The 25,896-nt window shown below is 70.4% G+C and carries 23 protein-coding genes and 1 pseudogene; 12 read left to right on the top strand and 12 right to left on the bottom strand.

The genetic code is table 11. The features are described 5' to 3' along the window. Positions 1-346, bottom strand: a pseudogene (locus ACFHYO_RS06465) (hypothetical protein); the annotation flags it as partial. A gap of 100 nt (positions 347-446) precedes the next feature. Between ACFHYO_RS06465 and ACFHYO_RS06470 the strand changes: the two are divergent. Then, on the top strand, positions 447-1,517 hold the full coding sequence (locus ACFHYO_RS06470; RefSeq protein WP_211096305.1) for a calcium/sodium antiporter: 1,071 nt from the start codon (positions 447-449) through the stop codon (positions 1,515-1,517). A gap of 52 nt (positions 1,518-1,569) precedes the next feature. Here ACFHYO_RS06470 and gatB read toward each other — a convergent pair whose 3' ends face one another. Further along, on the bottom strand, positions 1,570-3,084 hold the full coding sequence (gatB, locus tag ACFHYO_RS06475) for an Asp-tRNA(Asn)/Glu-tRNA(Gln) amidotransferase subunit GatB (protein WP_394319188.1): 1,515 nt from the start codon (positions 3,082-3,084) through the stop codon (positions 1,570-1,572). A gap of 331 nt (positions 3,085-3,415) precedes the next feature. Between gatB and ACFHYO_RS06480 the strand changes: the two genes are divergently transcribed. Further along, complete coding sequence (locus ACFHYO_RS06480) at positions 3,416-4,621, top strand: hypothetical protein (protein ID WP_394319190.1); 1,206 nt, start codon at positions 3,416-3,418, stop codon at positions 4,619-4,621. Continuing rightward, complete coding sequence (locus ACFHYO_RS06485) at positions 4,618-5,988, top strand: cytochrome P450 (RefSeq protein ID WP_394319192.1); 1,371 nt, start codon at positions 4,618-4,620, stop codon at positions 5,986-5,988. Before ACFHYO_RS06480 ends, ACFHYO_RS06485 begins: the two co-directional genes overlap by 4 nt. Positions 5,989-5,997: 9 nt before the next feature. On the opposite strand, the gene ACFHYO_RS06490 is transcribed toward ACFHYO_RS06485, so the two are convergent. Together ACFHYO_RS06490 and ACFHYO_RS06495 are read right to left on the bottom strand one after the other, a co-directional pair. Further along, complete coding sequence (locus ACFHYO_RS06490; protein ID WP_036704881.1) at positions 5,998-6,225, bottom strand: hypothetical protein; 228 nt, start codon at positions 6,223-6,225, stop codon at positions 5,998-6,000. Between the two features lie 72 nt (positions 6,226-6,297). Then, the gene (locus ACFHYO_RS06495) at positions 6,298-6,705 is read right to left on the bottom strand and encodes a group III truncated hemoglobin (protein ID WP_394319194.1); all 408 of its coding nucleotides are present in this window, start codon (positions 6,703-6,705) and stop codon (positions 6,298-6,300) included. 296 nt (positions 6,706-7,001) lie between these two features. Here ACFHYO_RS06495 and ACFHYO_RS06500 point away from each other — a divergent pair, with 296 nt between their 5' ends. Further along, positions 7,002-7,556, top strand: a complete 555-nt coding sequence (locus tag ACFHYO_RS06500) for a TetR/AcrR family transcriptional regulator (RefSeq protein ID WP_394319196.1) — start codon at positions 7,002-7,004, stop codon at positions 7,554-7,556. On the opposite strand, the gene purU is transcribed toward ACFHYO_RS06500, so the two are convergent. The 6 genes from purU to ACFHYO_RS06530 all read right to left on the bottom strand — a co-directional run bounded on the left by purU (position 7,532) and on the right by ACFHYO_RS06530 (position 13,478). After that, the gene (purU, locus tag ACFHYO_RS06505; RefSeq protein ID WP_394319198.1) at positions 7,532-8,431 is read right to left on the bottom strand and encodes a formyltetrahydrofolate deformylase; all 900 of its coding nucleotides are present in this window, start codon (positions 8,429-8,431) and stop codon (positions 7,532-7,534) included. The genes ACFHYO_RS06500 and purU overlap by 25 nt on opposite strands. Positions 8,432-8,435: 4 nt before the next feature. Beyond that, positions 8,436-8,759, bottom strand: coding sequence for a 2Fe-2S iron-sulfur cluster-binding protein (locus ACFHYO_RS06510; protein WP_036707208.1), 324 nt, complete (start codon positions 8,757-8,759; stop codon positions 8,436-8,438). A gap of 272 nt (positions 8,760-9,031) precedes the next feature. Beyond that, positions 9,032-10,390 (bottom strand): beta-ketoacyl-[acyl-carrier-protein] synthase family protein, encoded by a 1,359-nt coding sequence (locus ACFHYO_RS06515; RefSeq protein ID WP_394319200.1) that lies wholly within the window; start codon positions 10,388-10,390, stop codon positions 9,032-9,034. After that, positions 10,387-10,653: an acyl carrier protein gene (locus tag ACFHYO_RS06520; RefSeq protein WP_036703809.1), complete on the bottom strand. Its 267-nt coding sequence runs from the start codon at positions 10,651-10,653 to the stop codon at positions 10,387-10,389. The genes ACFHYO_RS06515 and ACFHYO_RS06520 overlap by 4 nt, the downstream gene beginning before the upstream one ends. A gap of 12 nt (positions 10,654-10,665) precedes the next feature. Further along, positions 10,666-11,766: a UDP-3-O-(3-hydroxymyristoyl)glucosamine N-acyltransferase gene (lpxD, locus tag ACFHYO_RS06525; RefSeq protein ID WP_394319202.1), complete on the bottom strand. Its 1,101-nt coding sequence runs from the start codon at positions 11,764-11,766 to the stop codon at positions 10,666-10,668. A gap of 32 nt (positions 11,767-11,798) precedes the next feature. Further along, positions 11,799-13,478, bottom strand: coding sequence for a L,D-transpeptidase family protein (locus ACFHYO_RS06530; RefSeq protein ID WP_394319204.1), 1,680 nt, complete (start codon positions 13,476-13,478; stop codon positions 11,799-11,801). A 278-nt stretch (positions 13,479-13,756) separates the two neighbouring features. On the opposite strand from ACFHYO_RS06530, the gene mepK reads away from it, so the two are divergent. From mepK to ACFHYO_RS06560, 6 genes are all read left to right on the top strand, one after another. Further along, the gene (gene mepK, locus ACFHYO_RS06535) at positions 13,757-14,314 is read left to right on the top strand and encodes a peptidoglycan L,D-endopeptidase MepK (RefSeq protein WP_036703811.1); all 558 of its coding nucleotides are present in this window, start codon (positions 13,757-13,759) and stop codon (positions 14,312-14,314) included. A 322-nt stretch (positions 14,315-14,636) separates the two neighbouring features. Next, positions 14,637-16,067: a mannose-1-phosphate guanylyltransferase/mannose-6-phosphate isomerase gene (locus ACFHYO_RS06540; protein ID WP_394319206.1), complete on the top strand. Its 1,431-nt coding sequence runs from the start codon at positions 14,637-14,639 to the stop codon at positions 16,065-16,067. A 129-nt stretch (positions 16,068-16,196) separates the two neighbouring features. Beyond that, positions 16,197-17,552 (top strand): MATE family efflux transporter, encoded by a 1,356-nt coding sequence (locus ACFHYO_RS06545; RefSeq protein WP_394319208.1) that lies wholly within the window; start codon positions 16,197-16,199, stop codon positions 17,550-17,552. Positions 17,553-17,721: 169 nt separating this feature from the next. Then, positions 17,722-18,714 carry a TRAP transporter substrate-binding protein gene (locus ACFHYO_RS06550; RefSeq protein ID WP_394319210.1) on the top strand — a complete coding sequence of 331 codons (993 nt, stop codon included), beginning with the start codon at positions 17,722-17,724 and terminating at the stop codon, positions 18,712-18,714. 101 nt (positions 18,715-18,815) lie between these two features. Beyond that, positions 18,816-19,565 (top strand): TRAP transporter small permease, encoded by a 750-nt coding sequence (locus ACFHYO_RS06555; RefSeq protein WP_394319212.1) that lies wholly within the window; start codon positions 18,816-18,818, stop codon positions 19,563-19,565. A gap of 3 nt (positions 19,566-19,568) precedes the next feature. After that, on the top strand, positions 19,569-20,891 hold the full coding sequence (locus tag ACFHYO_RS06560; RefSeq protein WP_043131149.1) for a TRAP transporter large permease: 1,323 nt from the start codon (positions 19,569-19,571) through the stop codon (positions 20,889-20,891). Positions 20,892-21,247: 356 nt separating this feature from the next. Here the strand turns inward: ACFHYO_RS06560 and ACFHYO_RS06565 are convergent, their stop codons facing one another. After that, complete coding sequence (locus tag ACFHYO_RS06565; RefSeq protein ID WP_394319214.1) at positions 21,248-23,272, bottom strand: potassium transporter Kup; 2,025 nt, start codon at positions 23,270-23,272, stop codon at positions 21,248-21,250. 155 nt (positions 23,273-23,427) lie between these two features. After that, positions 23,428-24,039 carry a TetR family transcriptional regulator C-terminal domain-containing protein gene (locus tag ACFHYO_RS06570; protein ID WP_394319216.1) on the bottom strand — a complete coding sequence of 204 codons (612 nt, stop codon included), beginning with the start codon at positions 24,037-24,039 and terminating at the stop codon, positions 23,428-23,430. 190 nt (positions 24,040-24,229) lie between these two features. Here ACFHYO_RS06570 and aptA point away from each other — a divergent pair, with 190 nt between their 5' ends. After that, positions 24,230-25,555 carry an omega-aminotransferase AptA gene (gene aptA, locus ACFHYO_RS06575; RefSeq protein WP_394319218.1) on the top strand — a complete coding sequence of 442 codons (1,326 nt, stop codon included), beginning with the start codon at positions 24,230-24,232 and terminating at the stop codon, positions 25,553-25,555. Further along, positions 25,552-25,833, top strand: a complete 282-nt coding sequence (locus ACFHYO_RS06580; protein WP_168782110.1) for a cupin domain-containing protein — start codon at positions 25,552-25,554, stop codon at positions 25,831-25,833. Before aptA ends, ACFHYO_RS06580 begins: the two co-directional genes overlap by 4 nt. Positions 25,834-25,896 lie beyond the last annotated feature (63 nt).

The raw sequence follows: 25,896 nt of genomic DNA on the forward strand, positions 1-25,896 counted from the left end.
CCGGGGCGGCGTCAGAGGGCGCGGTGGCGGCCGGCGTCGGGTGGGCGGCCGCGGCGGGACGGGCCGGGGCGAGCGCGCGGCGGAACACCAGCACGTTGTGATAGACCGTGCTGCGGCTCGTCAGCCCGCTGCGCTCTTCGCTGGGCAGCGTCTCGGCGCGCACGTATTCCCAGCCGTTCGCGGCCATGCGGTTCATCTCGGTCAGCAGCGCGAAGCTGAAGCGCTCGGCCGGGGTGCGGGCGCCGCGGGCCTTTTCACCCCGCGCCGGGGCGGGGATCACGGTGTATTCGTAGAGCTGCTGCACGCTGGCCTCCGGTTGTCCGTCGTCGGACCGGAGATAGGGCATCCGCGCCCGCCGGACCAGAGGCGGCGCGCCGATTGACCGGCGCCCCGTCCGGTGAGAGGGATGGCGCGGCCGGGGCGGACCGGCGCGCGAGAGGCGAGCAATGCTGAACATCCTGAGTTTCGTCGGCGGGCTGGCGCTGCTGGTCGCGGGCGCCGAATTGCTGGTCAAGGGCGCGTCGCGGCTGGCGATCTCGCTGGGGCTGACGCCGCTGGTCGTGGGGCTGACGGTGGTGGCCTTTGGCACCTCGGCGCCCGAGATCGCGGTCTCGGTCGGCGCGGTGGCGGGCGGGCAGACCGACATCGCCATCGGCAACGTGATCGGCAGCAACATCCTGAACGTGCTGTTCATCCTCGGCTTGAGCGCGCTGATCATGCCGCTGGCCGTGGACCGGCAACTGATCCGGCAGGAGGTGCCGATCATGATCGGCGTCACCGGGTTGCTGCTGGTGATGCTGCGCGACCGGGTGCTGGGCATGGGCGAAGCCGGGCTGCTGCTCGCGCTGCTCGTCGCCTACACGGCGTTCGTGGTGATCCAGTCGCGCCGGACGCTGCGCGCGGGCGCCGTCGCCGACGAGCCGGCCCCGGCCGAGGACTGGGCGAGCGGCCGGCTGGTGCAGGCCGGGCTGATCCTCGGCGGGCTGGTCGGGCTGGTGATCGGGGCGCAGCTCGTGGTCAGCGCCGCGGTCAGCTTTGCCCGCGCGCTGGGGGTGAGCGATCTCGTCGTGGCGCTGACCATCGTGGCGGCGGGCACCTCGCTGCCCGAGATCGCCACCTCGCTGACGGCGGCGCTGAAGGGCAACCGCGACATGGCGGTGGGCAACGTGGTCGGCAGCAACCTGTTCAACATCCTCGGCTGCCTCGGGATCGCCGGGCTGGTGGCGGGGCCGGCGGGGCTGACGGTCGCGCCCTCGGTGATGGCCTTCGACGCCTGGGTGATGATGGGGGCGGCGGTCGCCTGCCTGCCGATCTTCCTGACCGGCTGCCGGATCGCCCGGTGGGAGGGGGCGATCTTCCTGGCCTACTACGTCTTCTACGTGGGCTATCTGGTGCTGGCCGCCGAGGACTATCACCGGCTGCAGGGTTACACGCGGGCGATGCTGCTGTTCGTCATGCCGCTGACGGTGCTGACCGCCCTGGCGATCTGGCTGCGGCCGAAGCCTCAGCCGCGTTGAGGCGGGGCCGACGGCAGCTCGGTGCGCCCGCGCGCCGCCGGGGCCCCGGCCTTCAGAGCCCCAACTTCTTCGCCACCAGCTCGTTGACCGCGGCCGGGTTGGCCTTGCCGCCCGAGGCCTTGAGCACCTGGCCGGTGAACCAGCCCGCGAGCTTGGGGTTCGCCTTGGCCTTTTCCACCTGCGCGGGGTTGGCGGCGATGATCTCGTCCACCGCGGCCTCGATCGCGCCGAGGTCGGTGACCTGCTTCATGCCGCGCGCGGCGGCGATCTCGGCGGGCTCGCCGCCCTCGGTCCAGACGATCTCGAACAGGTCCTTGGCCATCTTGCCCGAGATCTCGCCCGAAGCGATGAGGTCGAGCACCCCGCCGAGCTGCGCCGCCGAGACGGGTGAGGCGCCGATCTCGAGCCCCTCCTTCTTCAGCCGCCCGAACAGGTCGTTGATGACCCAGTTGGCCGCCTGCTTGCCATCGCGGCCCTGCGCCACGGCCTCGAAATAATCGGCGTTCTCGACCTCGGCGGTCAGCACGCCGGCGTCGTATTCCGACAGGCCCAGCGCCTGCACGAAGCGCGCCTTCTTCTCGTCGGGCAGTTCCGGCATCGAGGCCGCGATGTCGTCCACCCAGCCCTGCTCGATCTCGAGCGGCAGGAGGTCGGGGTCGGGGAAGTAGCGGTAATCGTGCGCCTCTTCCTTGGAGCGCATCGAGCGCGTCTCGCCCTTGTCGGGGTCGTAGAGGCGGGTTTCCTGCACCACCGAACCGCCATCCTCGAGGATGGCGATCTGGCGGCGGGCCTCATACTCGATGGCGGCCTGGATGAAGCGCAGCGAGTTCATGTTCTTGATCTCGCAGCGGGTGCCCAGATGGCTGAAATCCTGGGTTTCCTGATAGCGCTCGTAGTCGCCGGGCTTGCAGACCGACACGTTGACGTCGGCGCGCAGGTTGCCGTTCTGCATGTTGCCGTCGCAGGTGCCGAGATAGCGCATGATCTGGCGCAGCTTGGCGACGTAGGCGGCGGCCTCCTCGGGGCCGCGGATGTCGGGGCGGCTGACGATCTCCATCAGCGCGACGCCGGTGCGGTTGAGGTCGACGAAGGACAGCGCCGGGTCCATGTCGTGGATCGACTTGCCGGCGTCCTGTTCGAGGTGGATGCGCTCGATCCGCACGCGGCGGGCAAGCCCCGGGCCCATGTCCACGATCACCTCGCCCTCGCCCACGATGGGGTGGTAGAGTTGGCTGATCTGATAGCCCTGCGGCAGGTCGGGGTAGAAGTAGTTCTTGCGGTCGAAGGCCGAGGTCAGGTTGATCGCGGCCTTGATCCCAAGCCCGGTGCGGACCGCCTGGGCCACGCAGAATTCGTTGATGACCGGCAGCATCCCCGGCATGGCCGCATCGACGAAGGCCACGTTGCTGTTCGGCTCGGCCCCGAAGGCGGTCGAGGCGCCCGAGAAGAGCTTGGCGTTCGAGACGACCTGGGCGTGGACCTCGAGGCCGATGACCAGCTCCCACTCTCCCTTCGCGCCCGAGATGACCTTGGGGGCGGGGGCGGTGAAATCGAGATGGTCGAGCATCGCGGGCGTCCTTTTCGAGTGTCGGCCGGTTCTAGGCCGCGCTCGGGTGCGGGGCAAGGGCGCGGGTGGTGTGGGGTGGGCCGGGGTTCGGGCCCGAAAGAAGGGGTGGGGCGCGTGCCGGGCGGCGGGTCCGCCCGGCCGGACGCGCCCCCGACGGTCGGTGGGGCACGGGGGGGGGCGCGTCCCCTGCCCCCGCCCCTGCCCTTGCCCTTGCCCCTGCCCTTGTCCTTTCCGCCACTGCCCCCGCCCTTGCCCCAGTCCCCGCCCCTTCCCTTGCCGCTTCGTTCCGGTTCACATACCCATTTCACGACGCTGACCGCCGAGCCGGACGATGACCCGACCTTTCCGCCGCCGGGTTCTCTACATCCCCGGCTATGACCCCATCCCCCCGCGCCGCTACCGCGAGCTCTACCGCCGCGAGGGGGCGCGGCAGGCGGCGATCTCGGGCTATCGGCTGGGGTTCGGGGCGCGCGGCGACCGGACCGGGTTCGGCTGGGGGGTGACGGGGGATTTCCCCGAGGGCGCGGCCGAGGCCGAGGTCGAGGTGCTCGTCTGGGCCGACGTGGTGGCGGGCTCGATGGGGCACTCGATCCCCGCGACCTACGGGCAGCTCGTCCGAACGGCCTGGGCCTATGTCGGCTCGGGGGCGCTCTGGCGACTGATGCGGCTCAGGCGCGGGCCGGTGATCGCGGCGCTCTATCCCATCGCGGTGCTGCTGGTGCAGGCGCTGGCCGCAGGGCTGCTGGCGGTGGGGATCGCCGTGCTCGGGGCGCGGCTGGTCCACTGGCTGCCGGGGGTGGTGCTGGGGCTGGCGGCGGGGGCGGCGCTGCTCGGGTGGTTCCGGCGCATCGACGGGCGGGTCTTCGCCTATTACCTCATGCACGATTATGCCTTCACCGCGCAGGACGGGGGCGCCTATCCGCCCGCGCTCGAGGCGCGGATCGCGGTCTTTGCCGACCGGGTGGCCGAGGTTCTGGCCGGCGACTGGGACGAGGTGCTGGTGGTGGGCCATTCCTCGGGCGCCTATCTGGCGGTCTCGGTGCTGGCCGATCTGGTGCGCGCGGGACGCGCGGCCGAGGACGGGCGGCTGGCGCTGCTGACGCTGGGGCACGTGGTGCCGATGGCCTCGTTTCTGCCGCGCGCCGGGCGGCTGCGGGCGGACCTGCGGTGTCTCTCGGCGCGGGCCGAGGTGACGTGGGTGGACGTGAGCGCGCCGGGGGACGCCTGCTGCTTCGGGCTCTGCGACCCGGTGGCGGTGTCCTCGGTCGAGCCCGAGGGGCGGGTCGGGCCGCTGGTCCTGTCGGCGGCGTTCACCCGGACGCTCTCGCCCGAGACGCAGCGCGCGCTCAGGGGCCGGTGGTTCCGGCTGCATTTCCAGTATCTCTGCGCCTTCGACCGGCCCGAGGGCTACGATTACTTCGCCATCACCGCCGGGCCCTTGCCGCTCGGGGACCGGTTCGCCGGGCGCGGGCATTCGCCGGGGCGGATCGCGCGGGCGGTGAACGACTGGCCCGGGCGGGCCGAGGGGGCGCCATGAGCGCGCCGCCGGTCCCGCCGAAGCCGCCCGCGACCGAGGGGCGCGGCAGCGTGCTGCGCTATGCCCGCGCATTCCGGCGCGACCTCTTGTCGGCGCTGCCCGCGCGGCTCTACCGCGCCTGGATGGCCGAGTTCCGCAGCCCGCTGATCCACTCGGTCGTCTGCAACGATCCGGCGCTGGTGCGGCTGGTCTTGCAGGAGCGGCCGGGGGATTTCCCCAAGTCCGCGCGGCTGCGCGAGGGGCTGGCGCCGCTGCTCGGCCGGTCGGTCTTCGTCACCAACGGCGCCGAGTGGGCGCGGCAGCGCCGGATCATCGACCCGGCGTTCGAGGGCGGGCGCCTGCGCGAGACCTTTCCCGGCGTGCGCGACGCGGCGCTGGCGCTGGCCGGGCGGCTCGGCGCGCAGGCGGGGCGCGAGATCGACGTTGAACCCGAGACGAGCCACGCCGCCGCCGACGCGATCTTCCGCACGCTGTTCTCGATCCCGATCGAGGACGCGACGGCGGCGCGGGTGTTCGCGGCCTTCCGCGCCCATCAGGACGCGCAGCCGATCGTGAACCTCGCCGCGCTGCTGCCCTGGCCCGCGTGGCTGCCGCGCCCGCACGGGCGGCGGACGCGGGCCACGGCGGCCGAGATCCGCGGGCTGATCGCCGCGCTGGTCGCCGCACGGGCCGAGGCGCTTGCGGCCGGCACCGCGCCCGACGATCTGGCGACCAAGATCATGACCACGCCCGACCCCGAGACCGGGGCAGGGTTCTCGCCCGCCGAGATGGTGGACCAGGTGGCGATCTTCTTTCTGGCCGGGCACGAGACCTCGGCCAGTGCGCTGGCCTGGGCGCTGTGGCTGCTCGCCGCCTTCCCGGACTGGCAGGAACGGGTGGCCTGTGAGGCCGCCGCGGTGCTGACCGGCGACGCGCCCGAGTTCGCCGCCGTGGCGCGGCTGCGGGTGGCCCGCGCGGTCTTCCGCGAGGCGATGCGGCTTTACCCCCCGGTGCCGATGATGGTGCGCGAGACGACCCGCCCCGAGGTCTTCCGCGAGCACCCCTTGCCGCGCGGGACGCAGGTGGTGATCTCGCCTTGGCACCTGCACCGCCACGCGCGGCTGTGGGACGACCCGGACGGCTTCGACCCCGGCCGGTGGGAGACGGAGAACGGCCGGGCCTGCGCGCGGACGGCCTATGTCCCCTTCAGCGCCGGGCAGCGGGTCTGCCCCGGCGCGGGGTTCGCGATGGTCGAGGGTCCGCTGATGCTGGCACTGATCTGCCGCGACCTGCGGCTCACGCGCGGGGCGGTCGATCCGGTGCCGGTGGCGCGGCTGACGGTGCGGGGGCGCGACGGCATCCGCGTGCGGCTGGCGCGGCGCAGCTGAGGCGGGGCGTCAGCGCGCCCGCCAGCGGCGGTAGAGCCGTACGAGCAGCACCGCGCCCGCCACCGCGCCAAGCGCCCCTGCGAACATCCCCAGCAGCCGCACGACGATCCAGAACAGCACGCCGCCGAGGGCCCCGCCCAGCGCGCCCACCACCGCCGCCTGAAGCGTCGATTCGCGGTCGTTGTCGGCCATGAGGAACCCGGCGAGCGCGCCGACGAGAGCGAAGATCAGGATCATGTCCGGCGATATGGGTCGCGCGGGGGGCGGTTCAAGGACGCCGGGTCAAGGGCGGTGGGTAAAGGGCCGGGGTCAGGCCCGCGCCCCCAGCCGCGGCACCCCGCCGGGGTTGCGCGCATCGCTGACCCCCATCCGCAGCCCCGCCCCGATCCGGTGCGCGAGCGCCGACCAGGCGACCGCCGTCGCCGCCGGCAGCGTCCGGTGCAGCGTCGCGTCGAAGAGCATCAGCCAGTCGTCGAAATGCCCCGGCCGCACGTCGCCCGCCGCCATGTGGACGCGCATCGGATTGCCGTCGTAGCCGCGCTCGTAAAGGATCGCATTGCGCCAAAAGGCGGCGATGCGCGCCTCGTGCGCGGGCCAGTCGGTGACATGGGCGGCGAAGACCGGCCCCAGCACCTCGTGCCGGCGCACGGCGGCATAGAAGACCGCGACCACGCGGTCGATCTCTTCAGGGGTGACGGCGAAGCGGGGCGGGATCATGGAGAGCCATGTGGGGAGCGGCGCCGCGCCGGGCAAGGAGGGGGACTGTCGCAGGGACGGCTTGCCCGAGGCTCGATATGCGGCACGGATTGCCGCGCTGCGCGACACTCGGGCTGCGCCGTTCCAGATGGCGGAATACCCGGCGTAAGAGAGCTGATTCTGGCCATGGACTCCCTGCAACGCCTTGTATCCAAGGCCGATCGGCGCAACTGTGGCGTGACATCGAGGAGGTTCCTGCAATGTTGAAGCCGGGCGAGACACTGACGGATCGGCTGATCCAACAGGCGGTCTGTTCAATGCTCGGGTCGCAGCCGTCGATGCCCACTCTGGCCGAGACGGCCGAGATCACGGGGGTGGATATCGCCATTGCCAGAACCATCTTCCCGACCGATGAGGCTCTGCGCGATGCCGTCGGCAGCTTCGGCATCCTGCGCCTGACCGATCACCTCTCGCGTTCGCTGATCGCCGCGCCGCCTAACGACCCGCGCGCGGCGCTGGTGGCGCTGGGCACGGCATATGTGGGCTGGGCGCGAGAGAACCCCGATCTCTACCGGGTGGTCGGGCATCAGGTCTTTCACCACGACGGGGTGAATTACCAGGGCTACGACGAAGGGTTCCGGGTGCTGGTCGAGCGTCACCTCGGCGCGACCCGGGATGGAGGCAGCCTGCGTCCACTCATGGGACGGGCCTTCATCTTCGGCCTCGCCGACATGGTGCTGGACGACCATTTCCAGATCTGGTCGCCCCCCGGCATGGACGACGAGACTGCGGTTCGGGCGGCGATCGAGGAGCTGGTGGATCTGCTCCTCGTGCCAAAGCCCGCGCCTCAGCCCATCCGCTCGGAGGCGTAGCCCCCGGGGCTGGCCGGGAAGACCACCGTGCGGGCGTCGTTCAGGAATACCCGGTGGTTGATGTGGGCGTGGATTGCCCGCGAGAGCACCACCGCCTCGACGTCGCGGCCGAGGCTCACGTAGTCCTCGGGCGACTGGGCGTGGGTGACGCGGACCGTGTCCTGCTCGATGATCGGGCCTTCGTCGAGATCGGCGGTGACGTAATGCGCCGTCGCCCCGATCAGCTTCACCCCCCGGTCATAGGCCTGCCGGTAGGGGTTGGCGCCCTTGAAGCTCGGCAGGAACGAGTGGTGGATGTTGATGATCCGCCCCGACATCCGCGCGCAGATCGTGTCCGACAGCACCTGCATGTAGCGTGCGAGGACCACGAGCTCGGTGCCGGTCTCCTCGACCACCTCCATCAGCCGGGCCTCGGCCTCGGCCTTGCGGGCCTTGGTGACGGGGATGTGGTGGAACGGCAGATCGTGGTTCACCACCAGCTTCTGGTAGGTCAGGTGGTTCGAGACGACGCCGACGATGTCGATCGGCAGCGCCCCGATCCGCCAGCGATAGAGGATGTCGTTCAGGCAATGGCCGAAGCCCGACACCATCAGCAGCACCCGCATCCGCCGGGCGGGGTCATGGATCGCCCAGTCCATGCCGAAGCCCTCGGCCACCGGCACGAAGGCCTCGCGCAGCGCCTCGGCCGCAGCGCCCGTCTCGCTGCGGAAGCTCACGCGCATGAAGAAGCGGCCGTTGGCGAGGTCGTCGAACTGCGCCGAGTCGGTGATGTTGCAGCCGTGCTCGGCGAGGAAACCGGCGACGGCGGCGACGATGCCGCGGCGCGAGGCGCAGGCGACGGTGAGGACGAGATCCTTGGTGGCGGGGTCGGCCATCGGCTCAGATCTGCTTTTCGGGCATCTGCACGACCAGCCCGTCGAGCGCCTCGGTGACCTTGAGCTGGCAGGTCAGGCGCGAGCGCTCGGCGTCGGGATGGTAGGCGAAGTCGAGCATGTCGGCTTCCATCGGGTCCTTGGGCGGCAGCCGGTCCACCCACTCGGGCGCGACATAGACGTGGCAGGTCGAGCAGGCGCAGGCGCCGCCGCAATCGGCCTCGATCCCCGGGATGCCGTTGTCGCGGGCGCCCTCCATCACTGTCATGCCGGGGCGCACGTCGACCTCGTGCCGGGTGCCGTTCCATTCGATGTAGGTGATCCGGGCCATCTGTCCTGTCCTGCGTCTGCCCGGCGCGGGGGCCGGGTCGGTCGTTCTGGTCGAGCGAGGGGATATTGTATCGGCGGGGGGATGGAAAGATCGGCCGCGTTAACCGGATGGCAAGGGGTCAGTGGCATGAGTCCGGTGAGCGGACGGAGGGTTCACATGACGCGGCAGGGACACCGGCGCATGAGGCAGCGCCAGCAGGCGCGGCGGCGGCAGGGCTGGCTGCCCGCGCGGCTGGACACCGCGGAGAGCGGTGGGAGCGCGGGCGACGGGGATCAGACCCGGCGCAGCGCGATCACCGCGTTCAGCCCGCCGAAGGCGAAGGCGTTGGACAGCACCGCCTCGACCCGCGCCTCGCGGGCGACGTTCGGGACCACGTCGAGCGCGCATTCCGGGTCGGGTTCCTCGTAGCCGATGGTGGGCGCGATGATCCCGTCCCTCAGCGCCATGACGCAGGCCAGCAGCTCGACCGCGCCGGTGCCGCCGATCAGATGCCCGTGCATCGACTTGGTGGACGACAGCATCAGGCGGTCGGCGTGATGGCCGAAGGCGTGGGCCACGGCGGCGCATTCGGTCTTGTCGTTGGCGGCGGTGCCGGTGCCGTGGGCGTTGATGTAGCCGATGTCCGAGGGGTTCAGCCCGGCGTCCACCATCGCCCCGGCGATGGCCCGCTCGGCGCCGATGGCCGAGGGCATGACGATGTCCTGAGCGTCGGCCGACATGGCGAAGCCCACCACCTCGGCGAAGATCTCGGCGCCGCGGGCGGTGGCGTGGTCCCAGTCCTCGAAGACGAAGACGCCGGCGCCCTCGCCCTGCACCATGCCGTTGCGGTTGGCGGAGAACGGGCGGCAGGCGTCGCGGGACATGACCCGCAGCCCCTCCCACGCCTTGACGCCGCCGAAGCAGAGCATCGCCTCGGACCCGCCGGCGAGCATCACCCGCGCCGCCCCCGAGCGAACCATCTGGAACGCAAGCCCCATGGCGTGGTTCGACGAGGCGCAGGCGGTGGCCACGGTGAAGGCCGGGCCGCGCAGCCCGAACTCCATGCTGACGTGGCTCGCGGCGGCGTTGTTCATCAGCTTGGGGACGACGAAGGGGTGGACGCGGTTCTTCCCCTCTTCGTAGACGATGCGGTAATTCTCGTCCCAGGTGTTCAGCCCGCCGCCGGCGGTGCCGAGGATCACGCCCGAGCAGAGCCCGAGCTCGCCGTGGAAGCTGAGGCCGGACTGGGCCACGGCCTCCTTGGCGGCGATCATCGTGAACTGGGTGAACTTGTCGTAGAGCGAGATCTGCTGGCGGTTGAAATAGGCCTCGGGGTCCCAGTCGCGGACCTGCGCGCCGATGCGGACCGAGAGCCGGTCGACGTCCTGGAACTCGAGCTCGCCGATCCCGCAGCGCGCCTCGCGCATGGCGGTCAGCGTGTCAGGCACGTTGCGGCCGAGCGCGTTGACCGTGCCCATGCCGGTGATCGCCACCCGCCTGAGCCCGCCCCTGCCCTGCGCCGCCGCGGGCGCGACATGAGGCGCGGCAGGCGGTGTGGACGGGGGTGCAGACGAGGGCGCGGCATGGGGCGCGGCCGCCGGGCCGTCGCCGCCCTTCGCCCCCGCGCCGCGCTTGACCTTGCGCGCGCTCATGCCTTGGCGGCGACGAGCGCCTCGACCGCGGCGATGATCGCGCCCATGTTCGAGATGTCGAACTCGGACTTCTCGGGCTCGTTGGCGTTGAAGGGAATCGAGATGTCGAACGCCTCTTCGATGGCGAAGATCGACTCGACCAGCCCGAGGCTGTCGATCCCGAGGTCGGCCGGGGTCGCCTCGAGGGTGATCTCGGACGGGTCGAGCATCGCCTGCTCGGCGATGATGGCGATGATGCGGTCGCGGACGGTGTCTTGGGTCATGGCTACCTCTGGTCAGTCCTTCTGCATCAGGCGTGTAACGGTTTTCTGAAGCTCGGCCAGTTGCGCGGCCATCCGCGGCAGCCGGCGCACCGCCTTGTTGATCTCGATCTGAGTATCCATCTTCACCGCCGGCGACCCGAGGATCACCCGGCCCGCAGGCACGTTGGTGAAGATCTTCGAGGCCCCGCCGGCCACCACGTCGTCGCCGACGAAGATGTTGTCGCTGACCCCGCACTGGCCGCCGAGCACCACCCGGTCGCCGATGCGCGCCGAGCCGGCGATCCCGACCTGCCCGCAGAGCAGCGTGTCGCGGCCCACCTGCACATTGTGGCCGACATGGACCATGTTGTCGAGCTTGGTGCCGGAACCGATTGATGTCGCTCGGATCGTACCGCGGTCGATGGTGGCGTTGGCACCGACCTCGACATCATCGCCGAGGGTGACGCCGCCGAGCGAGTGGATGCGGACCCAATGCTGGTCGCGCAGTTTGCCGCGGTGGCCGAGCGTGCCGCGCACCTCCTCGACCCCCGACGGGTCGGGGGTGACGAACGAGAACCCGTCCGAGCCGATCACCGCGCCGGGCTGGACGATGAGCCGGTCCCCGGCGGTGACGCCGTGGGCGAGCCGGGCGCCGGCGTGGATCAGCGCCTCGGCGCCGACCACGGTGCCCGCGCCGATGCTAACATGGGCGCCGATCCGCGCCCGGGGGCCAAGCCGCACGCCGGGGCCGATCACCACGAAGGGGCCGATGGCGGGGTCGTCCCCGATCTCGGCGGAGGGGTCGATGACGGCGCTGGGGTGGATGCCGGTGGCAAAGCCCGGCCCGGCGTCCAGCGCGCGGGTCACCCCCGCCATCGCCAGCCGCGGCCGGGCGACGATCACCGCGCCGGCCAGCCCGTAGGCCTCGGGGTCCATGCCGGCGCCGATGAGCGCGGCGGCGCCGGGGACAAGATGGGCGGCATAGGCGGGGCTCATCGCCAGCGCGACGCGGGCGGAACCGTCGCGGGCCGCCCCGGCCTCGGCCGGCTCGGCCGCGCCGGTCACCCGCAGGCTGCCGTCGCCCCACAGCGTCGCGTCGAGCGCGCGGGCCAGTTCGGCCAGGGTGATGGTCATCGGCGCCTCCGTTCCGCCCTCGCCCGCGAGAGCTAATCGGTCAGCGCCGCGGTTTCCAGTCCGGGCGCCGCCCCCGCCCGCTGCAACGCCGCCCACACCGCAGCGTCACGGCCATAGACATCCGGGAACTGCCGCAGCGAGCCGTCCTCGGCCACGGTGGTGGTGAAATAGACCAGATGCACCGGCAGATGCGGGGTCAGCTCGAGGAAGCTCTCGTTGCCCGACGCCCGCGCCCGCGAATAGCGCGCGGCGGGATCGGCGGCCGAGCCCTTGAGCAGCTCGTGGGCGAGGTCCACCGGCCGGGCCACCCGGATGCAGCCGTGCGAGAACGCGCGCCGCGATTCGCCGAACAGCCCCTTCGAGGGCGTGTCGTGCAGATAGATGTTCATGCTGTTCGGGAAGATGAACTTCACCTCGCCCAAGGCATTGTCATCGCTCGGCTTCTGCCGCATCCGATAGGGGAAGTTGGCGGGCGTGTAGCGGCCGAAGTCGATGTTGCCGCGCGGCACGACGCGGCCGCGGCTGTCTACGATGTCGAGATGCGAGACGGCGTTCGGGTTCTTCTGCAGCCGCGGCAGGTATTCCTTGACGGTGATCGAGCGCGGCACGTTCCAGCGCGGGTTGACGACGACATACTCCATCTCGTCCGAGAACTCGGGCGTGCGCTGGTCGGCCGGGTCGGACTTGCCGATCACCACCTTGGTCTGGAACACCGTCTCGCCGCCGTCACGCACCCGGGCCACGAACTCGGGCAGGTTCACCCAGACCATGCGGCCGTCGAGGTCATGGGTGCCCATCCAGCGCATCCGCTCGAGCGCGATGAGGAGGCCGCGTGGCGCCTGGCCGCCGCTGCGGTTCATCCGGGCGATGGTGCGCGGACCGGCAACGCCGTCGGGGGCGAGGCCGACGCGGGCCTGATAGGCAGCCATCTGGGCCGCGAGCGGCGCATCGAACGCGGGCGAGCCGGGAGCGCCCGCGTCAAAGCCGAGCGCGGCGAGGCGGGCGCGCAGCGCGACGATGGCCGGGTCGTTCATCCCCTCGCGCCAGGTGCCTTCGGGCGCGGGCGGCACGTCGGCGCCGACCGTCGGCCCGATCGCCGCGGCGAGCGCGGCCCGCAGCGCCCGGTAATCGCGCGACTGCGGCGGCACGGTCTCGAGCATCGCCGCGGGATCGGCGGCCTCGACAAAGCGGGCGAGCAGGGTCTCGGTCGCCACCCGCGGGACGTCGCGGCGGATGCCGGGTTCGACCCGGCGCGGGGTCAGGATGCCGCCGCCCACGTCGTGGGTCCAGCGGGCGAAGGCGCGGGCAAAGGCGGCCTCGGCCCGCGGGCCGGTCTGGCCGTCGAGGGCGGCGAGACCGCGGGCATCATAGACGTCGGGCAGGCCGTGGCTCGCGGCACCGGCGACCGCGGCGATCAGCGCGGCGCGGCGCGGGGCGGCCTCTGGGACGGTGAAGACCGGGGCGAGGCCGGTGCGGCCGTACCACGCCGCCAGCCCCGCGTCGCGCGCGACGCCTTGGGCCAGCGCCATCTCGTCGGGGGAGAAGTCGAGCCGCGGCGCCGGCGCCTGGGCCGCCGCCACGCTCGGAAGCGCCAGCATCAGCGCGAGGGCGAGCCGCCGTCCGCAGCGCAGTCGGCGCCGCGACTCGGCCCCCCGGTTGCCGTGCCGACGGGGGGATCGATTCGCGCTGCGGTTGAGTGGCGGGTAGGTCACGCTGGGTCTCTTTCGGCGGTTGAAGGCGGTTCCGAGGGTAACGCCGTGCCCGTCAAGCGGGCAGGTCACGATTGCGAAACCCGGGTTTGGCGCGGCTTTTGCGCAACGGCCCCGAAGTCATCGGCAAGTTTCCGCCGACATTGGCACGATCTTGCTGCACGATGGAACTCACAGTTCCGCAACCGGGGCGCTGGTGACATATTGTCAATCATTCCGGGGTACACCGGACAAGCCAATCGCTGGCACAGAAAACGAACGCAGGACAGGCGGATCTGAACATGACCTTCGAATTCTCGCGTCGCGGCATTCTCGGCGTCTTCGCAGCCACGACCGTGGCCGCCGCCCCTGTGATGGCAAATGCCTTCGGCATCATCCGCGGCGCCGGTGACTATCGCCGCATCCGGATGTATTCGGGTCGCACCGGGGAAAGCATCGACACCGTCTACTGGGTCGAGGGCAAGTACATCCGCGACGCCCTGAACGAGATCAACATCTTCATGCGCGACTGGCGCACCGGGCAGGTGATCGGCATCGACCCGCGCACCGTCGACATCGCCGCGGCGAGCCATCGGCTGCTGCAGACCAACGAACCCTACATGATGCTGTCGGGCTACCGCTCGCCCAAGACCAACGCCATGCTGCGCTCGCGCAGCGGCGCGGTGGCGCGCAACTCGCTGCACATGTCGGGCAAGGCCGCCGACATGCGGCTCAAGTCGCGCTCGGTCGCGCAGATGTACAAGGCCGTGACCTCGTGCCGCGCCGGGGGCGTGGGTAAGTACTCGCGCTCGAACTTCGTGCACATGGACTGCGGCCCGCTGCGCACCTGGGGCGGCTGAGGGGTTCGCGCCGTCCGGCAGAGCAGCCGTGTGAGTTGAGAGGAAAGCCCGCCGTTGTGCGGGCTTTTTGATTTTCGGGAGAATGCGCTCGGACGCTGGCCCGGAGTTCATCGGCTGGTCGAACCCCGAGTCGACCCCATACGTCGTCGATCCGTCGGGCCGGTCCGTCTGTCTGGGGCGACACCACCCCAGCTTCACCTTCGCTCAGTCTCCACCCCCTTTTCCCTTCGCGCACCTGACTTGCTTTGCCCCTCGGTGCCAAGGCAGAGTCGGACGAACCGCGCGGGGCACGAACCGCGGGATCGCGGTCAAGGAGAAATGCATGACCCACGGCGTCGTCCCCGTCCTTCTGGCCGGCGGCTCGGGCACCCGGCTGTGGCCGGTCTCGCGAAAGTCGTTCCCCAAGCAGTTTGCGCCGCTGATCGGCGCGCAGTCGCTGTTCCAGGCGTCAGCACTGCGGCTGGCCGGGCCGCGCTATGCCGCGCCGCTGGTACTGACGGGGGCCGACTTCCGCTTCATCGTCACCGAGCAGCTCGCCGAGATCGGCGTCGCGCCGCAGGGGGTGCTGATCGAGCCGTCGGGGCGCAACACCGCCCCCGCGGTGCTGGCCGCGGCGCTGCACGTGGGGGCCGAGGACCCGGACGGGCTGATCCTCGTTGCGCCCTCGGATCACGTCGTTCCCGATGCCGAGGCCTTCGGGCGGGCGGTGGACCGCGCCGTGCCGCTGGCGCAGGCGGGACGGATCGTGACCTTCGGCATCCAGCCGACCCGCGCCGAGACCGGGTACGGCTGGCTGGAACTCGACGAGAGCGCCGACCCCGACACCGCACCCCTGCGCCGCTTCGTCGAAAAGCCCGATGCCGCGACGGCCGCGAAGATGCTCGCCGAGGGCGACTTCCTGTGGAACGCCGGCATCTTCCTCTTCACCGCCCGGACCATGATCGCGGCGTTCCGCGCCCACGCCCCCGAGTTCGTCGCCCCGGTTGAGGCGGCACTGGCGGACGCCACGCCCGACCTCGGGTTTCTGCGGCTGGCGCCCGCGCCGTGGAACAGCCTGCCCGACCTCTCGGTCGACTACGCGGTGATGGAGAAGTCCGACGCGCTCTCGGTCGTCCGCTTCGCCGAGCACTGGTCCGACCTCGGCGGTTGGGATGCCGTCTGGCGCGAGGCACAGATCGACGCGCCGGCCTGGCGCGGGGTGGTCACCGATGCCCGTTCGACCGCGATCGACTGCGACGACGTGCTGCTGCGCTCGGACGACGAGGACATGCAGGTGGTGGGGATCGGCCTGCGCGACACGATGGTGATCGCCACCGGCGACGCGGTGCTGGTCGCGGACATGAACCGCGCGCAGGACGTCCGGCAGGCGGTCACCGCACTGAAGGGGCGCGGGATCCGGCAGGCCGAGTCGTTCCTGCGCGACCACCGCCCCTGGGGGTGGTTCGAGACGCTGGTGATGGGCGACCGCTTCCAGGTCAAGCGGATCGTCGTCCATCCCGGCGCGGCGCTCTCGCTGCAGAGCCACGTCCACCGCGCCGAGCACTGGATCGTGGTCAGCGGCACCGCCCGCGTCACGGTGGACGACAAGGTGACGCTGGTGACCGAGAACCAGTCGATCTACGTCCCCCTCGGCGCGGTCCACCGGATGGAGAACCCCGGCAAGGTGCCGATGATCCTGATCGAGGTGCAGACCGGCGTCTATCTCGGCGAGGACGACATCATCCGCTACGACGACGTCTACGCCCGCAAGTGACGGCCGGGGTGGCGGCCGGCCGCGCGCCTCTTCGCCGGCCCCCGCCCCGCGGCCTTGCGTCGCAGGCGCGGCGGGCTTAGGCCAAGCTGCGGCGCCGGCAGGGTCCGGCGCGCCGCCCCCGGATATCCCATGAGCCCAAGACGCCCCTCGATCCAGGAAGGCCCGCTGTGGCGGAGCTTTCTCGTCTTTCTCCTGCCGCTGATCGGGCAGAACATCCTGCAATCGCTGGGGATGACGATCAACAGCATCGTCGTGGGCCAGATGCTCGGCACAGGGGCGCTGGCGGCGGTGGCGACGTTCATGCCGTTCGCGTTCTTCTTCATCGCGTTCGTGATCGGGGTCACGGCCGGGGCGAGCGTGCTGATCGGGCAGGCCTGGGGGGCGCAGAAGATCGACCTCGTGCGCCGGATCGGCGGCACCGCGCTGGGCGCGACGCTGGCGATCGGGCTGGTGATCGGGACGACCGGGATCGCGCTGGCGCCGTGGATGCTGGCGCGGATGGGCACGCCCGCGGACGTCATGGCGCCGGCGATTTCCTATGCGCGGACCGCCTTTGCGACCATGCCGATCCTGTTTCTGTTCATCGCCGCCGGCGCGCTGCTGCGCGGGACCGGCGATTCGGTCCGCCCGCTGGTCGTGCAGGCGGTGGCGACCGGGGTCGCCGCAGGGCTGACCATCGTCATGGTGGCCGAGATGGGCTTCGGGGTGGCGGCCGCGGCGCTCTCGGTCGGGGTGGCGCAGAGCGCGGCGCTGGTGGTGCTGGGGCTGTGGCTTCGGGCTCGCGCGCATCCGCTCGCCCCCGGGGCGGGGCTGCTGCGGGCGCTGTGGCCGGACTGGGGCCTTCTGCGGACCGTGCTGCGGATCGGGCTGCCGACCGGCGCGCAGCTCGTCGTCGGCTCGCTCGCCGGGCTGGTGATCGTCGGGCTGATCAACCGCTTCGGCTCGGACGCGACCGCGGCCTATGGCGCCGTCAGCCAGGTCCAGAACTACGCCCAGTTCCCGGCGCTCTCGATCGCCATCGCCGCCTCGATCTTCGGCGCGCAGGCGATCGGCGCGGGGCGGCCCGACCGGCTGGCCGTGGTGCTGCGCACGGCGATGGTGATGAACCTCGTGCTGACCGGCGGGCTGGTGGCGCTCGTCTACCTGTTCTCGCGCCTGCTCGTGCAGGCCTTCATCGCCGATCCCGAGGTCGTTGAGCTGGCCCAGCACCTGCTGCACATCGTCAGCTGGTCGGCGCTGATGTTCGGGGCAGGCACGATCTTCTCGGGGATCATGCGCGCCTCGGGGACGGTGATCCCGCCGATGCTGATCGCCATGGGCTGCGTGGCCTTCGTCGAGCTGCCGCTGGCGGTCCTGCTGTCGCGGTCGATGGGGCTCGAGGGGATCTGGTGGGCCTATGTGGCGAGCTTCGCGGCGCTGATGGTCGCGCAGGGGGCCTATTACACCTTCGTCTGGCGCAAGCGGAAGATCACCGCGCTGGTCTGAGGCCGGGCGGCGTCGTCGTCCCCTGCCCCCGCGGCCCGGTCGCGCGACCTGTCAACAGTGTCGCAGCGGCCGCTCACGCCCTTTTCAGATCGGGTGACCGCGCCTAAGGTGCGCCGTCAGAGACCCAGCCCGCCGGGCTGCCAGAACCTCAGGGAGAGAGTCCGACACCATGAACATGCTCATCAAGACCGGCTTTGCCGCGATCGTTGCCGCGGCGCTGGCCGTGCCTGCCGTGGCGCAGGACATCACCATCAAGTTCAGCCACGTCGTCGCCCCCGACACCCCCAAGGGCAAGGCCGCGCAGAAGTTCAAGGAACTCGCCGAGCAGTACACCGAGGGCAAGGTCAAGGTTGAGGTCTACCCGAACAGCCAGCTCTACAAGGACAAGGAAGAGCTCGAGGCGCTGCAGCTCGGCTCGGTCCAGATGCTCGCGCCGAGCCTTGCCAAGTTCGGCCCGCTCGGCATCCCGGATTTCGAGGCGTTCGACCTGCCCTACATCTTTGACGGCTACGACCAGCTGCGCAAGGTGACCGACGGCGAGGTGGGCAAGGGGATGCTCGCCAAGCTCGAGGACAAGGGGATCAAGGGCCTCGCCTACTGGGACAACGGCTTCAAGATCATGTCGGCCAACAGCCCGCTGCACACGCCCGACGATTTCCTGGGGCTGAAGATGCGCATCCAGTCCTCGAAGGTGCTCGAGGCCGAGATGAACGCGTTGGGTGCGGTGCCGCAGGTGATGGCCTTCTCGGAAGTCTATCAGGCGCTGCAGACCGGCGTCGTGGACGGGACCGAGAACCCGCCCTCGAACATGTTCACCCAGAAGATGCACGAGGTGCAGAAGCACGCCACGATCTCGAACCACGGCTATCTGGGCTATGCGCTGATCGTGAACAAGGCGTTCTGGGACGGTCTGCCCGAGGATATCCGCGGCCAGCTGGACAAGGCGGTGGCCGAGGCGACCGCCTACGGCAACGGCATCGCCAAGGAAGAGAACGACAAGGCGCTCGAGGCGATGAAGGCGGCGGGCAAGACCGAGTTCCACGAGCTGACGCCCGAGGAGAAGGAAGCCTGGCGCGCTGCGCTGCTGCCGGGCCGCGAGGAGATGGCGGGCCGCATCGGCGCCGACCTGATCAAGTCGATCGAGGCGGCCACGGCCCAGTGATCCCCGCCCGCGCGGCGGATTGACCTGCGGGCGGGCCGGACCATCGCGGTCCGGCCCGTCTGCCACCAACCACAACAAGGCACATCAGGGGGGACGCGGGCATGAAGGTGCTCGACAGGCTCGAGGAAATCCTGATCGCCACGCTGATCGCCGCAGCCACGCTGCTGATCTTCGTGTCGGTCGCACAGCGCTACTCGCTCGATCTGGCGGCCAGCACGATGCGCTGGGCCCGCGGCCACGAGATGGACGGGCTGGCCGCGTTCGCGCGCTCGGCATTCATGACCATCAAGTCGGTAAACCTGATCTGGGCGCAGGAGCTGACGATCATCATGTTCGTCTGGATGGCCAAGTTCGGCGCCGCCTATGGCGTCAGGACCGGCATCCATGTCGGCATCGACGTGCTCATCAACCGGCTCAAGCCGCGGGCGCGCGGCTTCTTCATCCTGTTCGGGCTGCTGGCCGGGGCGCTCTTCACCGGCATCATCGCGGCGATGGGGGCGAAGTTCGTCTATCACGTCCGGCTGGCGTCCTCGTTTTCGCCCGACCTCGGGATTCCGCAGTGGATCGTCTATCTGGCGATCCCGCTCGGCTCGGCGCTGATGTGCTTCCGCTTCCTGCAGGTGGCCTGGTCCTTCTGGCACACGGGCGAGCTGCCGCATCACGACCACGGCCACGTGGACGGGATCACCGACGACCCCGAGGGGCTGGCCGACGGCGTCGACCCGGTGGGCGAGGCGATGCGCGACAGCCCCCTGACCCCGCGCGACATGGTCAGCGAGCGCCCCTCGGAGCGGCGCGGTCCCCCGCCGCCGCCGCCGCCCGCCCCGCCCTCGGACCCGAAGGACCGCTGAGCCATGACCGCACTCATCATCTTTGGCATCCTCGTCGCGCTGATGCTGACGGGCATGCCGATCTCGATCGCGCTCGGCCTCACGGTGCTGACGTTCCTCTTCACCATGACCACGGTGCCGCTCGACACCGTGGCGCTGAAGCTCTTCACCGGCATCGAGAAGTTCGAGATCATGGCGATCCCGTTCTTCATCCTCGCCGGCAACTTCCTGACCCACGGCGGCGTGGCGCGGCGGATGATCAACTTCGCCACCTCGATGGTCGGGCACTGGCACGGGGGGCTTGGCCTCGCGGGCGTGATCGCCTGTGCGCTGTTTGCGGCCGTGTCGGGCTCGTCGCCCGCGACGGTGGTGGCCATCGGCTCGGTGATCCTGCCGGCGATGGTGGCGCAGGGGTTCCCCAAGCAGTTCGGCGCGGGCGTCATCACCACCTCGGGCGCGCTCGGCATCCTGATCCCGCCGTCGATCGTGATGGTGATGTATTCTGTCGCCACCTCGGGGATGCAGGCGGTCGGGCCGGACGGCCAGCCGGTCGACAGCGCCTCGGTGGGCGAGCTGTTCATGGCGGGCGTCATCCCCGGCCTGATGCTCGCGGGGTTCCTGGCCTTCACCACCTGGAACCGGGCGCGCCGCTTCGGCTATCCGCGCCTGCCCAAGGCCAGCTTCCGCCAGCGGTGGGACGCGTTCCGCAAGGCGATGTGGGGGCTTTTCCTCATCGTCATCGTGATCGGCGGGATCTACGCCGGCATCTTCACCCCGACCGAAGCCGCGGCGATGTCGGCCGTCTACGCCTTCGTCATCGCGGTCTTCGTCTACAAGGACATGAGCCTGCGCGACGTGCCGCGCGTCCTGCTGGCCTCCGCGAACATGAGCGCGATGCTGCTCTACATCATCACCAACGCGGTGCTGTTCAGCTTCCTGATGACCTCGGAAGGCATCCCTCAGGCGCTGGGCGAGTGGATGGTGAACGCGGGGCTCTCGTGGTGGATGTTCCTGATCGTGGTCAACATCCTGCTGCTCGCGGCCGGCAACTTCATGGAGCCGTCGTCGATCGTGCTGATCATGGCGCCGATCCTGTTCCCGGTCGCGGTGCGACTGGGGATCGACCCGGTGCATTTCGGGATCATGATCGTGGTGAACATGGAGGTCGGGATGTGCCACCCGCCGGTGGGCCTCAACCTCTACGTGGCGAGCGGGATCACCAAGATGGGCATCACCGAGCTGACCGTGGCGGTCTGGCCGTGGCTGGTCACGATGCTGCTGTTCCTGGTGCTGGTGACCTATGTACCGGCACTGTCGCTGTGGCTGCCCCACGCGCTGGGGATGTAGGCCGGGCGCCACGGCCGAGACGTCTGGAGGCGGCCCCCTGCGCGGGGCCGCTTTCGTTTTTGCGGGTGCTTGCGGTGGGGCTATGGGTGCAGGCGCCCTAAACCGAACACGTGGGGAGGTCTGTCTGAGAGAGTCGGCCACGACTGCCAGACGCTCGGACGGGTCGGCAGCGGTTAGGGTCACGCGGCCAGCGCGGTTTCTAACCCCAGTGTCGGCGGGGCGCTGGGGTTTCGTCTCCAGTCTTTGACCCGTCTCACTCGCTGACGAGGGGAGCCAAGCACAAATACACGACACCTCGAGAAGCGCGGCAGGCACGCCCCGCGCAAGCTCGCCCCTACCCTGCCTGCAGCACAGCCTCAGATGTTGATCTGCTGCCCCAGCTCCACCACCCGGTTCGAGGGCAGGCGGTAGAAGTTCGTGGGCTCGGACGCCGAGCGATACATCCCGGCATAGAGCCGCGAGGCCCAGAGCGGCATCATGTGCGCCTTGCCCACCCGCAGCGAGCGGCGGTTCAGGAAATACGAGGTGGACATGATGTCGAAGCGGTGCCCGTGCTCGCGGGCGATGGCGAGCGCGCGCGGGACGTTGGGCTGCTCCATGTAGCCGAAGCGCAGCCAGACGCGCCAGAAGCGCGGCGCGATCTGCTCGATCCGCAGGCGGTCGGCCTCGGCCACCACGGGGCGCGGCGCGGTCTCGACCTTCACGATGAAGTTGCGCTCGTGCAGCACCCGGTTGTGCTTGAGGTTGTGCATCAGCGCGGGCGGCGCCAGCGCCGGGTCGGCGGTCAGGAACACCGCCGTGCCCGGCACGATCACCGGCGGGCTGTCCGACAGCTTCTTGGCCAGGAAGTCGATCTGCACCGACTCGGCCGACAGCTTCTGCTGGATGAGCTGCGTGCCCTTCATCCACACCACCATGAAGGTGATGACCACCGCCGCGAACATCAGCGGGATGTAGCCGCCGTCCGGCACCTTGAGGATGTTGGCGTAGAAGAACACCAGCTCGATGGCGAGGATCGGCAGCATGATCCCCAGCACCACCGGCCAGCGCCAGCCCCAGGCGAAGCGGAAGACGATGATGGCGAGGATCGAGGTGATCACCATGTCGCCCGTCACCGCGATCCCGTAGGCGCTGGCCAGCGCCGAGGACGACCCGAAGGCGAGCACCAGCGCGCAGACCCCGATCATCAAGAGCGTGTTGACCTTGGGCATGTAGATCTGCCCGGCCTGGGTATCCGAGGTGTGCTGGATCTCGAGCCGCGGCAGCAGCCCCAGCTGCACCGCCTGCTGGCTGACCGAGAAGGCGCCCGAGATCACCGCCTGGCTGGCGATCACCGTGGCCCCGGTCGCCAGCAGCACCAGCGGCAGGGTGAACCAGCCGGGGGCCATCAGGAAGAACGGGTTGGACGCGGTCTCGGGGTGCGCCAGCACCATCGCGCCCTGCCCGAAATAGCTGATCGTCAGGGCCGGGAACACGATAGCCAGCCACGAGACCCGCACCGGGCTGCGGCCGAAATGGCCCATGTCGGCGTAAAGCGCCTCGGCCCCGGTCACGGCGAGGAAGACCGAGCCCATCACCGGCAGCGCGCCGAAGCCGTTGGTGGCGATGAACCCCGCCGCGCGCAGCGGGTTCAGCGCCTGCAGGATGCGCGCGTCGTCGAAGAGATGCAGCGCCCCCAGCGTCGCCATCGTCCCGAACCAGACCAGCATCACCGGCCCGAACAGGCGCGAGACCGCCTCGGTCCCCGACCTCTGGACCCAGAACAGCACGATGACGATGAAGAGCGTGACCGGCACCACCCAGTCGCCGAAGCCCGGCACGACGAGGTCCATCCCCTCGACCGCCGACATGACCGACATGGCCGGCGTGATGATCGCGTCCCCGAAGAACAGCGACACGCCGACGATGCCGATGAGATAGAGCCACCACGCCCGCCGCCCGAGCGCGCCCTGCGCCTTGGCGACCAGCGACAGCGTGCCGCCCTCGCCGTTGTTGTCGGCGCGCAGGATGAGGGTGACGTATTTCAGCGTCACGATCAGCACCACGGTCCAGAACAGCATCGAGACGATGCCGATCACCGCGGTCTCGGCCATGTGATGCTCGTGGGCATGGACAAGCGATTCGCGCAGCGCATAGAGCGGGGATGTCCCGATGTCGCCGAAGACGACGCCGAGGCACGACAGCACCAGCGCCGGCGTGGCCTTGGCGTCGACGTGGCTGCGCGGATGCTCGGGTGTCCGCAGCGCGGCCCCGGCCTCGGACGCCCCGGCCTCGGGCGGAGTCGCCGCCGCGGCGGGGGCCTCGGGTTCGGGGGGCTGCGGGGGGGTCGGCTGACGGGACGCTGCGCGCTGCGGGGCGGCCGGGTCGCGGGGCTCGGGCATCGATTCGCCTCTGGTCTAAAGCCGGCGCGTTCTGACCCGCGTCTGGTGACAAGACAAGAGAGCCATTCGCCTGCGCGCGCAAGTCCCGGCGTCCGGGCCACACAGCCGCCCGCGCCCGGCCCGTTTCCACCCTGCCCGCCCCGCGGGCACGCCGGTCAGACCGCCAGCAACCGCCGGTAAAGCGTTTCGAGGAACGGCCCGGCCTCGGCATAGGGATCATGCGCGGGGCCGAGGACCGCGCGCACCTGCGCCTCGAAATCCGCGTAATGCTGGGTCAGCGCCCAGACCGAGAAGATCAGGTGATGAGGATCGACCGGGGCGATGCGCCCGGCCTGGGCCCAGCCGCGGATCAGCGCCGCCCGGTCGGCCACGAGCTGCGCCAGCGGCCCGGCGATCACCGGCCCGAGCCGCGGCGCACCCTGCAGCACCTCGTTGGCAAAGAGCCGGCTTTCGCGCGGGTGGCTTTGCGAGAGCGCCAGCTTCTTGCGCACATAGGTCAGGATCTCGGCCTGCGGGTCGCCCCCGGGATCGAGGTCGCGCAGCGGTGCCAGCCAGAGGTCGAGCAGATCGTCCAGAAGCGCCGTGTAGATCGCCTCTTTCGAGGCGAAGTAATAGAGCAGGTTCGGCTTCGACAGCCCCGCCGCCGCCGCGATCCGGTCGAGCGTCACGCCGGCGAAGCCCGCCGCGGCGAACTCCTTGAGCGCGGCGTCCAGGATCACGCGGCGGTTGCGGGTCTGGATGCGGCTGAGGGGCTGGTCGTGCGGCATGGCGCAGGCTCTTCCGTTGGTCGCGTCCCGCCATGGTCCCAGAGACGGGGCCGGCGTCCGGGTCGGGGTGCGGCCGGGCTGCGGCATCGCCCCCACCCGCGGCGGCTTGACTGGGTCTTGTCCCGTGCTAGCGTGATCCTGACCAACTGGTCAATTCCCGCGTGAAACCTCCAGCCAGCAAGGGTCCGCCATGGCACTTGACCACAAGCCCGCCCCGAACGACCTCAGCGCCTTCTGGATGCCGTTCACGGCCAACCGGCAGTTCAAGTCGCAGCCGCGGATGCTCGTCGCCGCGCAGGACATGCATTACACCACCGCCGACGGGCGGCAGGTGCTGGATGGCACGGCCGGGCTCTGGTGCTGCAACGCCGGCCACGGGCGGCCGCGGATCACGAAAGCCATCAGCGAGATGGCCGGGACGCTCGACTATGCGCCGGCGTTCCAGATGGGCCACCCGGCGGCCTTCGAGCTGGCGAACCGGATCGTGGACATCGCGCCGGACGGGATCGAGCACGTCTTCTACTGCAACTCGGGCTCCGAAGCGGTCGACACGGCGCTGAAGATCGCGCTCGCCTATCACCGCGCCCGCGGCGAGGGGCAGCGCACCCGGCTGATCGGCCGCGAGCGCGGCTATCACGGCGTGGGCTTCGGCGGCATCTCGGTCGGCGGCATCGTCAACAACCGCCGCTTCTTCGGCTCGCTGCTGGCGGGCGTCGACCACCTGCCGCACACCCACCTGCCCGAGAACCGCATGACCCGCGGCCAGCCCACGCATGGCGCGCATCTGGCCGACGACCTCGAGCGCATCGTCGCGCTGCACGGGGCCGAGACCATCGCCGCGGTCATCGTCGAGCCGATGGCGGGCTCGACCGGGGTGCTGATGCCGCCGAAGGGCTATCTGGAAAAACTGCGCGAGATCACCCGCAAGCACGGCATCCTGCTGATCTTCGACGAGGTCATCACCGGGTTCGGCCGGCTCGGCTCGCCCTTCGCGGCCCAGCATTTCGGCGTCGTGCCGGACATGATCACCTGCGCCAAGGGCCTGACCAACGGGGTGATCCCGATGGGCGCGGTGCTGACCTCGGCCGCGATCCACGACGCCTTCATGCAGGGCCCCGAGCACGTCATCGAGCTGTTCCACGGCTACACCTACTCGGGCAACCCGATCGCCAGCGCCGCCGGCATCGCCACCCTCGACACCTATGCCGAGGACGGGCTGCTGACCCGCGCCGCCGACCTCGAGGCCTATTGGGAGAATGCCCTGCACGGGCTCGCCGACCACCCCCATGTCGTCGACATCCGCAACATGGGGCTGATCGGCGCGGTCGAGCTGGCGCCCATCGACGGCCAGCCGGGCAAGCGCGCCTTCGACGCCTTCCTCAAGGCCTACGAGGCCGGCATCCTGATCCGCGTGACCGGCGACATCATCGCGCTGTCGCCCCCGCTTATCATCTCAGAGGTGCAGATCGACGAGCTGATCGGCACCCTCGGCCAGGTCCTGAAGGCCGCGGCATGAGCGCGGCGGTCGGCACCCCGCTGATGGAGAACGAGCGGGTGCGCGTGACCCGCTTCGACTTCCAGCCCGGCGACGAGACCGGCTGGCACGTCCACCCCTACGAATACGTCATCACCACGCTGACCGAGTGCCACCTTCGGCTTGAGCTGCCGGGCGGCGAGACGCGCGACAGCGTGATCCCGGCGGGGCAGGCCTACACCCGCCCCGAGGGGACCGAGCACAACGTCATCAACGCCGGCACCGCGCCGATGGCCTTCATCGAGGTCGAGCTGAAGTAGCCGGCCGGCATTTGTCCCGACCGCCCCGGAAGACGGGCGGCGGGCCGCGACAGGGAGACATGA

This window comes from Paracoccus panacisoli, assembly GCF_042435015.1.
GTDB classification, from domain to species: Bacteria; Pseudomonadota; Alphaproteobacteria; order Rhodobacterales; family Rhodobacteraceae; genus Paracoccus; species Paracoccus panacisoli.

Coding starts and splice junctions, on each gene's coding strand:
- ACFHYO_RS06565 (WP_394319214.1), bottom strand. CDS start 23,272: ATGCCCGAGCCCCGCGACCCGGCCGCCCCGCAGCGCGCAGCGTCCCGT.
- ACFHYO_RS06540 (WP_394319206.1), top strand. CDS start 14,637: ATGACCCACGGCGTCGTCCCCGTCCTTCTGGCCGGCGGCTCGGGCACC.
- ACFHYO_RS06550 (WP_394319210.1), top strand. CDS start 17,722: ATGAACATGCTCATCAAGACCGGCTTTGCCGCGATCGTTGCCGCGGCG.
- ACFHYO_RS06570 (WP_394319216.1), bottom strand. CDS start 24,039: ATGCCGCACGACCAGCCCCTCAGCCGCATCCAGACCCGCAACCGCCGC.
- ACFHYO_RS06580 (WP_168782110.1), top strand. CDS start 25,552: ATGAGCGCGGCGGTCGGCACCCCGCTGATGGAGAACGAGCGGGTGCGC.
- purU (WP_394319198.1), bottom strand. CDS start 8,431: ATGGCCGACCCCGCCACCAAGGATCTCGTCCTCACCGTCGCCTGCGCC.
- ACFHYO_RS06500 (WP_394319196.1), top strand. CDS start 7,002: ATGCTCGGGTCGCAGCCGTCGATGCCCACTCTGGCCGAGACGGCCGAG.
- mepK (WP_036703811.1), top strand. CDS start 13,757: ATGACCTTCGAATTCTCGCGTCGCGGCATTCTCGGCGTCTTCGCAGCC.
- ACFHYO_RS06485 (WP_394319192.1), top strand. CDS start 4,618: ATGAGCGCGCCGCCGGTCCCGCCGAAGCCGCCCGCGACCGAGGGGCGC.
- ACFHYO_RS06490 (WP_036704881.1), bottom strand. CDS start 6,225: ATGATCCTGATCTTCGCTCTCGTCGGCGCGCTCGCCGGGTTCCTCATG.
- ACFHYO_RS06520 (WP_036703809.1), bottom strand. CDS start 10,653: ATGACCCAAGACACCGTCCGCGACCGCATCATCGCCATCATCGCCGAG.
- ACFHYO_RS06560 (WP_043131149.1), top strand. CDS start 19,569: ATGACCGCACTCATCATCTTTGGCATCCTCGTCGCGCTGATGCTGACG.
- ACFHYO_RS06470 (WP_211096305.1), top strand. CDS start 447: ATGCTGAACATCCTGAGTTTCGTCGGCGGGCTGGCGCTGCTGGTCGCG.
- ACFHYO_RS06555 (WP_394319212.1), top strand. CDS start 18,816: ATGAAGGTGCTCGACAGGCTCGAGGAAATCCTGATCGCCACGCTGATC.
- ACFHYO_RS06495 (WP_394319194.1), bottom strand. CDS start 6,705: ATGATCCCGCCCCGCTTCGCCGTCACCCCTGAAGAGATCGACCGCGTG.
- gatB (WP_394319188.1), bottom strand. CDS start 3,084: ATGCTCGACCATCTCGATTTCACCGCCCCCGCCCCCAAGGTCATCTCG.
- ACFHYO_RS06480 (WP_394319190.1), top strand. CDS start 3,416: ATGACCCGACCTTTCCGCCGCCGGGTTCTCTACATCCCCGGCTATGAC.
- aptA (WP_394319218.1), top strand. CDS start 24,230: ATGGCACTTGACCACAAGCCCGCCCCGAACGACCTCAGCGCCTTCTGG.
- lpxD (WP_394319202.1), bottom strand. CDS start 11,766: ATGACCATCACCCTGGCCGAACTGGCCCGCGCGCTCGACGCGACGCTG.
- ACFHYO_RS06515 (WP_394319200.1), bottom strand. CDS start 10,390: ATGAGCGCGCGCAAGGTCAAGCGCGGCGCGGGGGCGAAGGGCGGCGAC.
- ACFHYO_RS06510 (WP_036707208.1), bottom strand. CDS start 8,759: ATGGCCCGGATCACCTACATCGAATGGAACGGCACCCGGCACGAGGTC.
- ACFHYO_RS06545 (WP_394319208.1), top strand. CDS start 16,197: ATGAGCCCAAGACGCCCCTCGATCCAGGAAGGCCCGCTGTGGCGGAGC.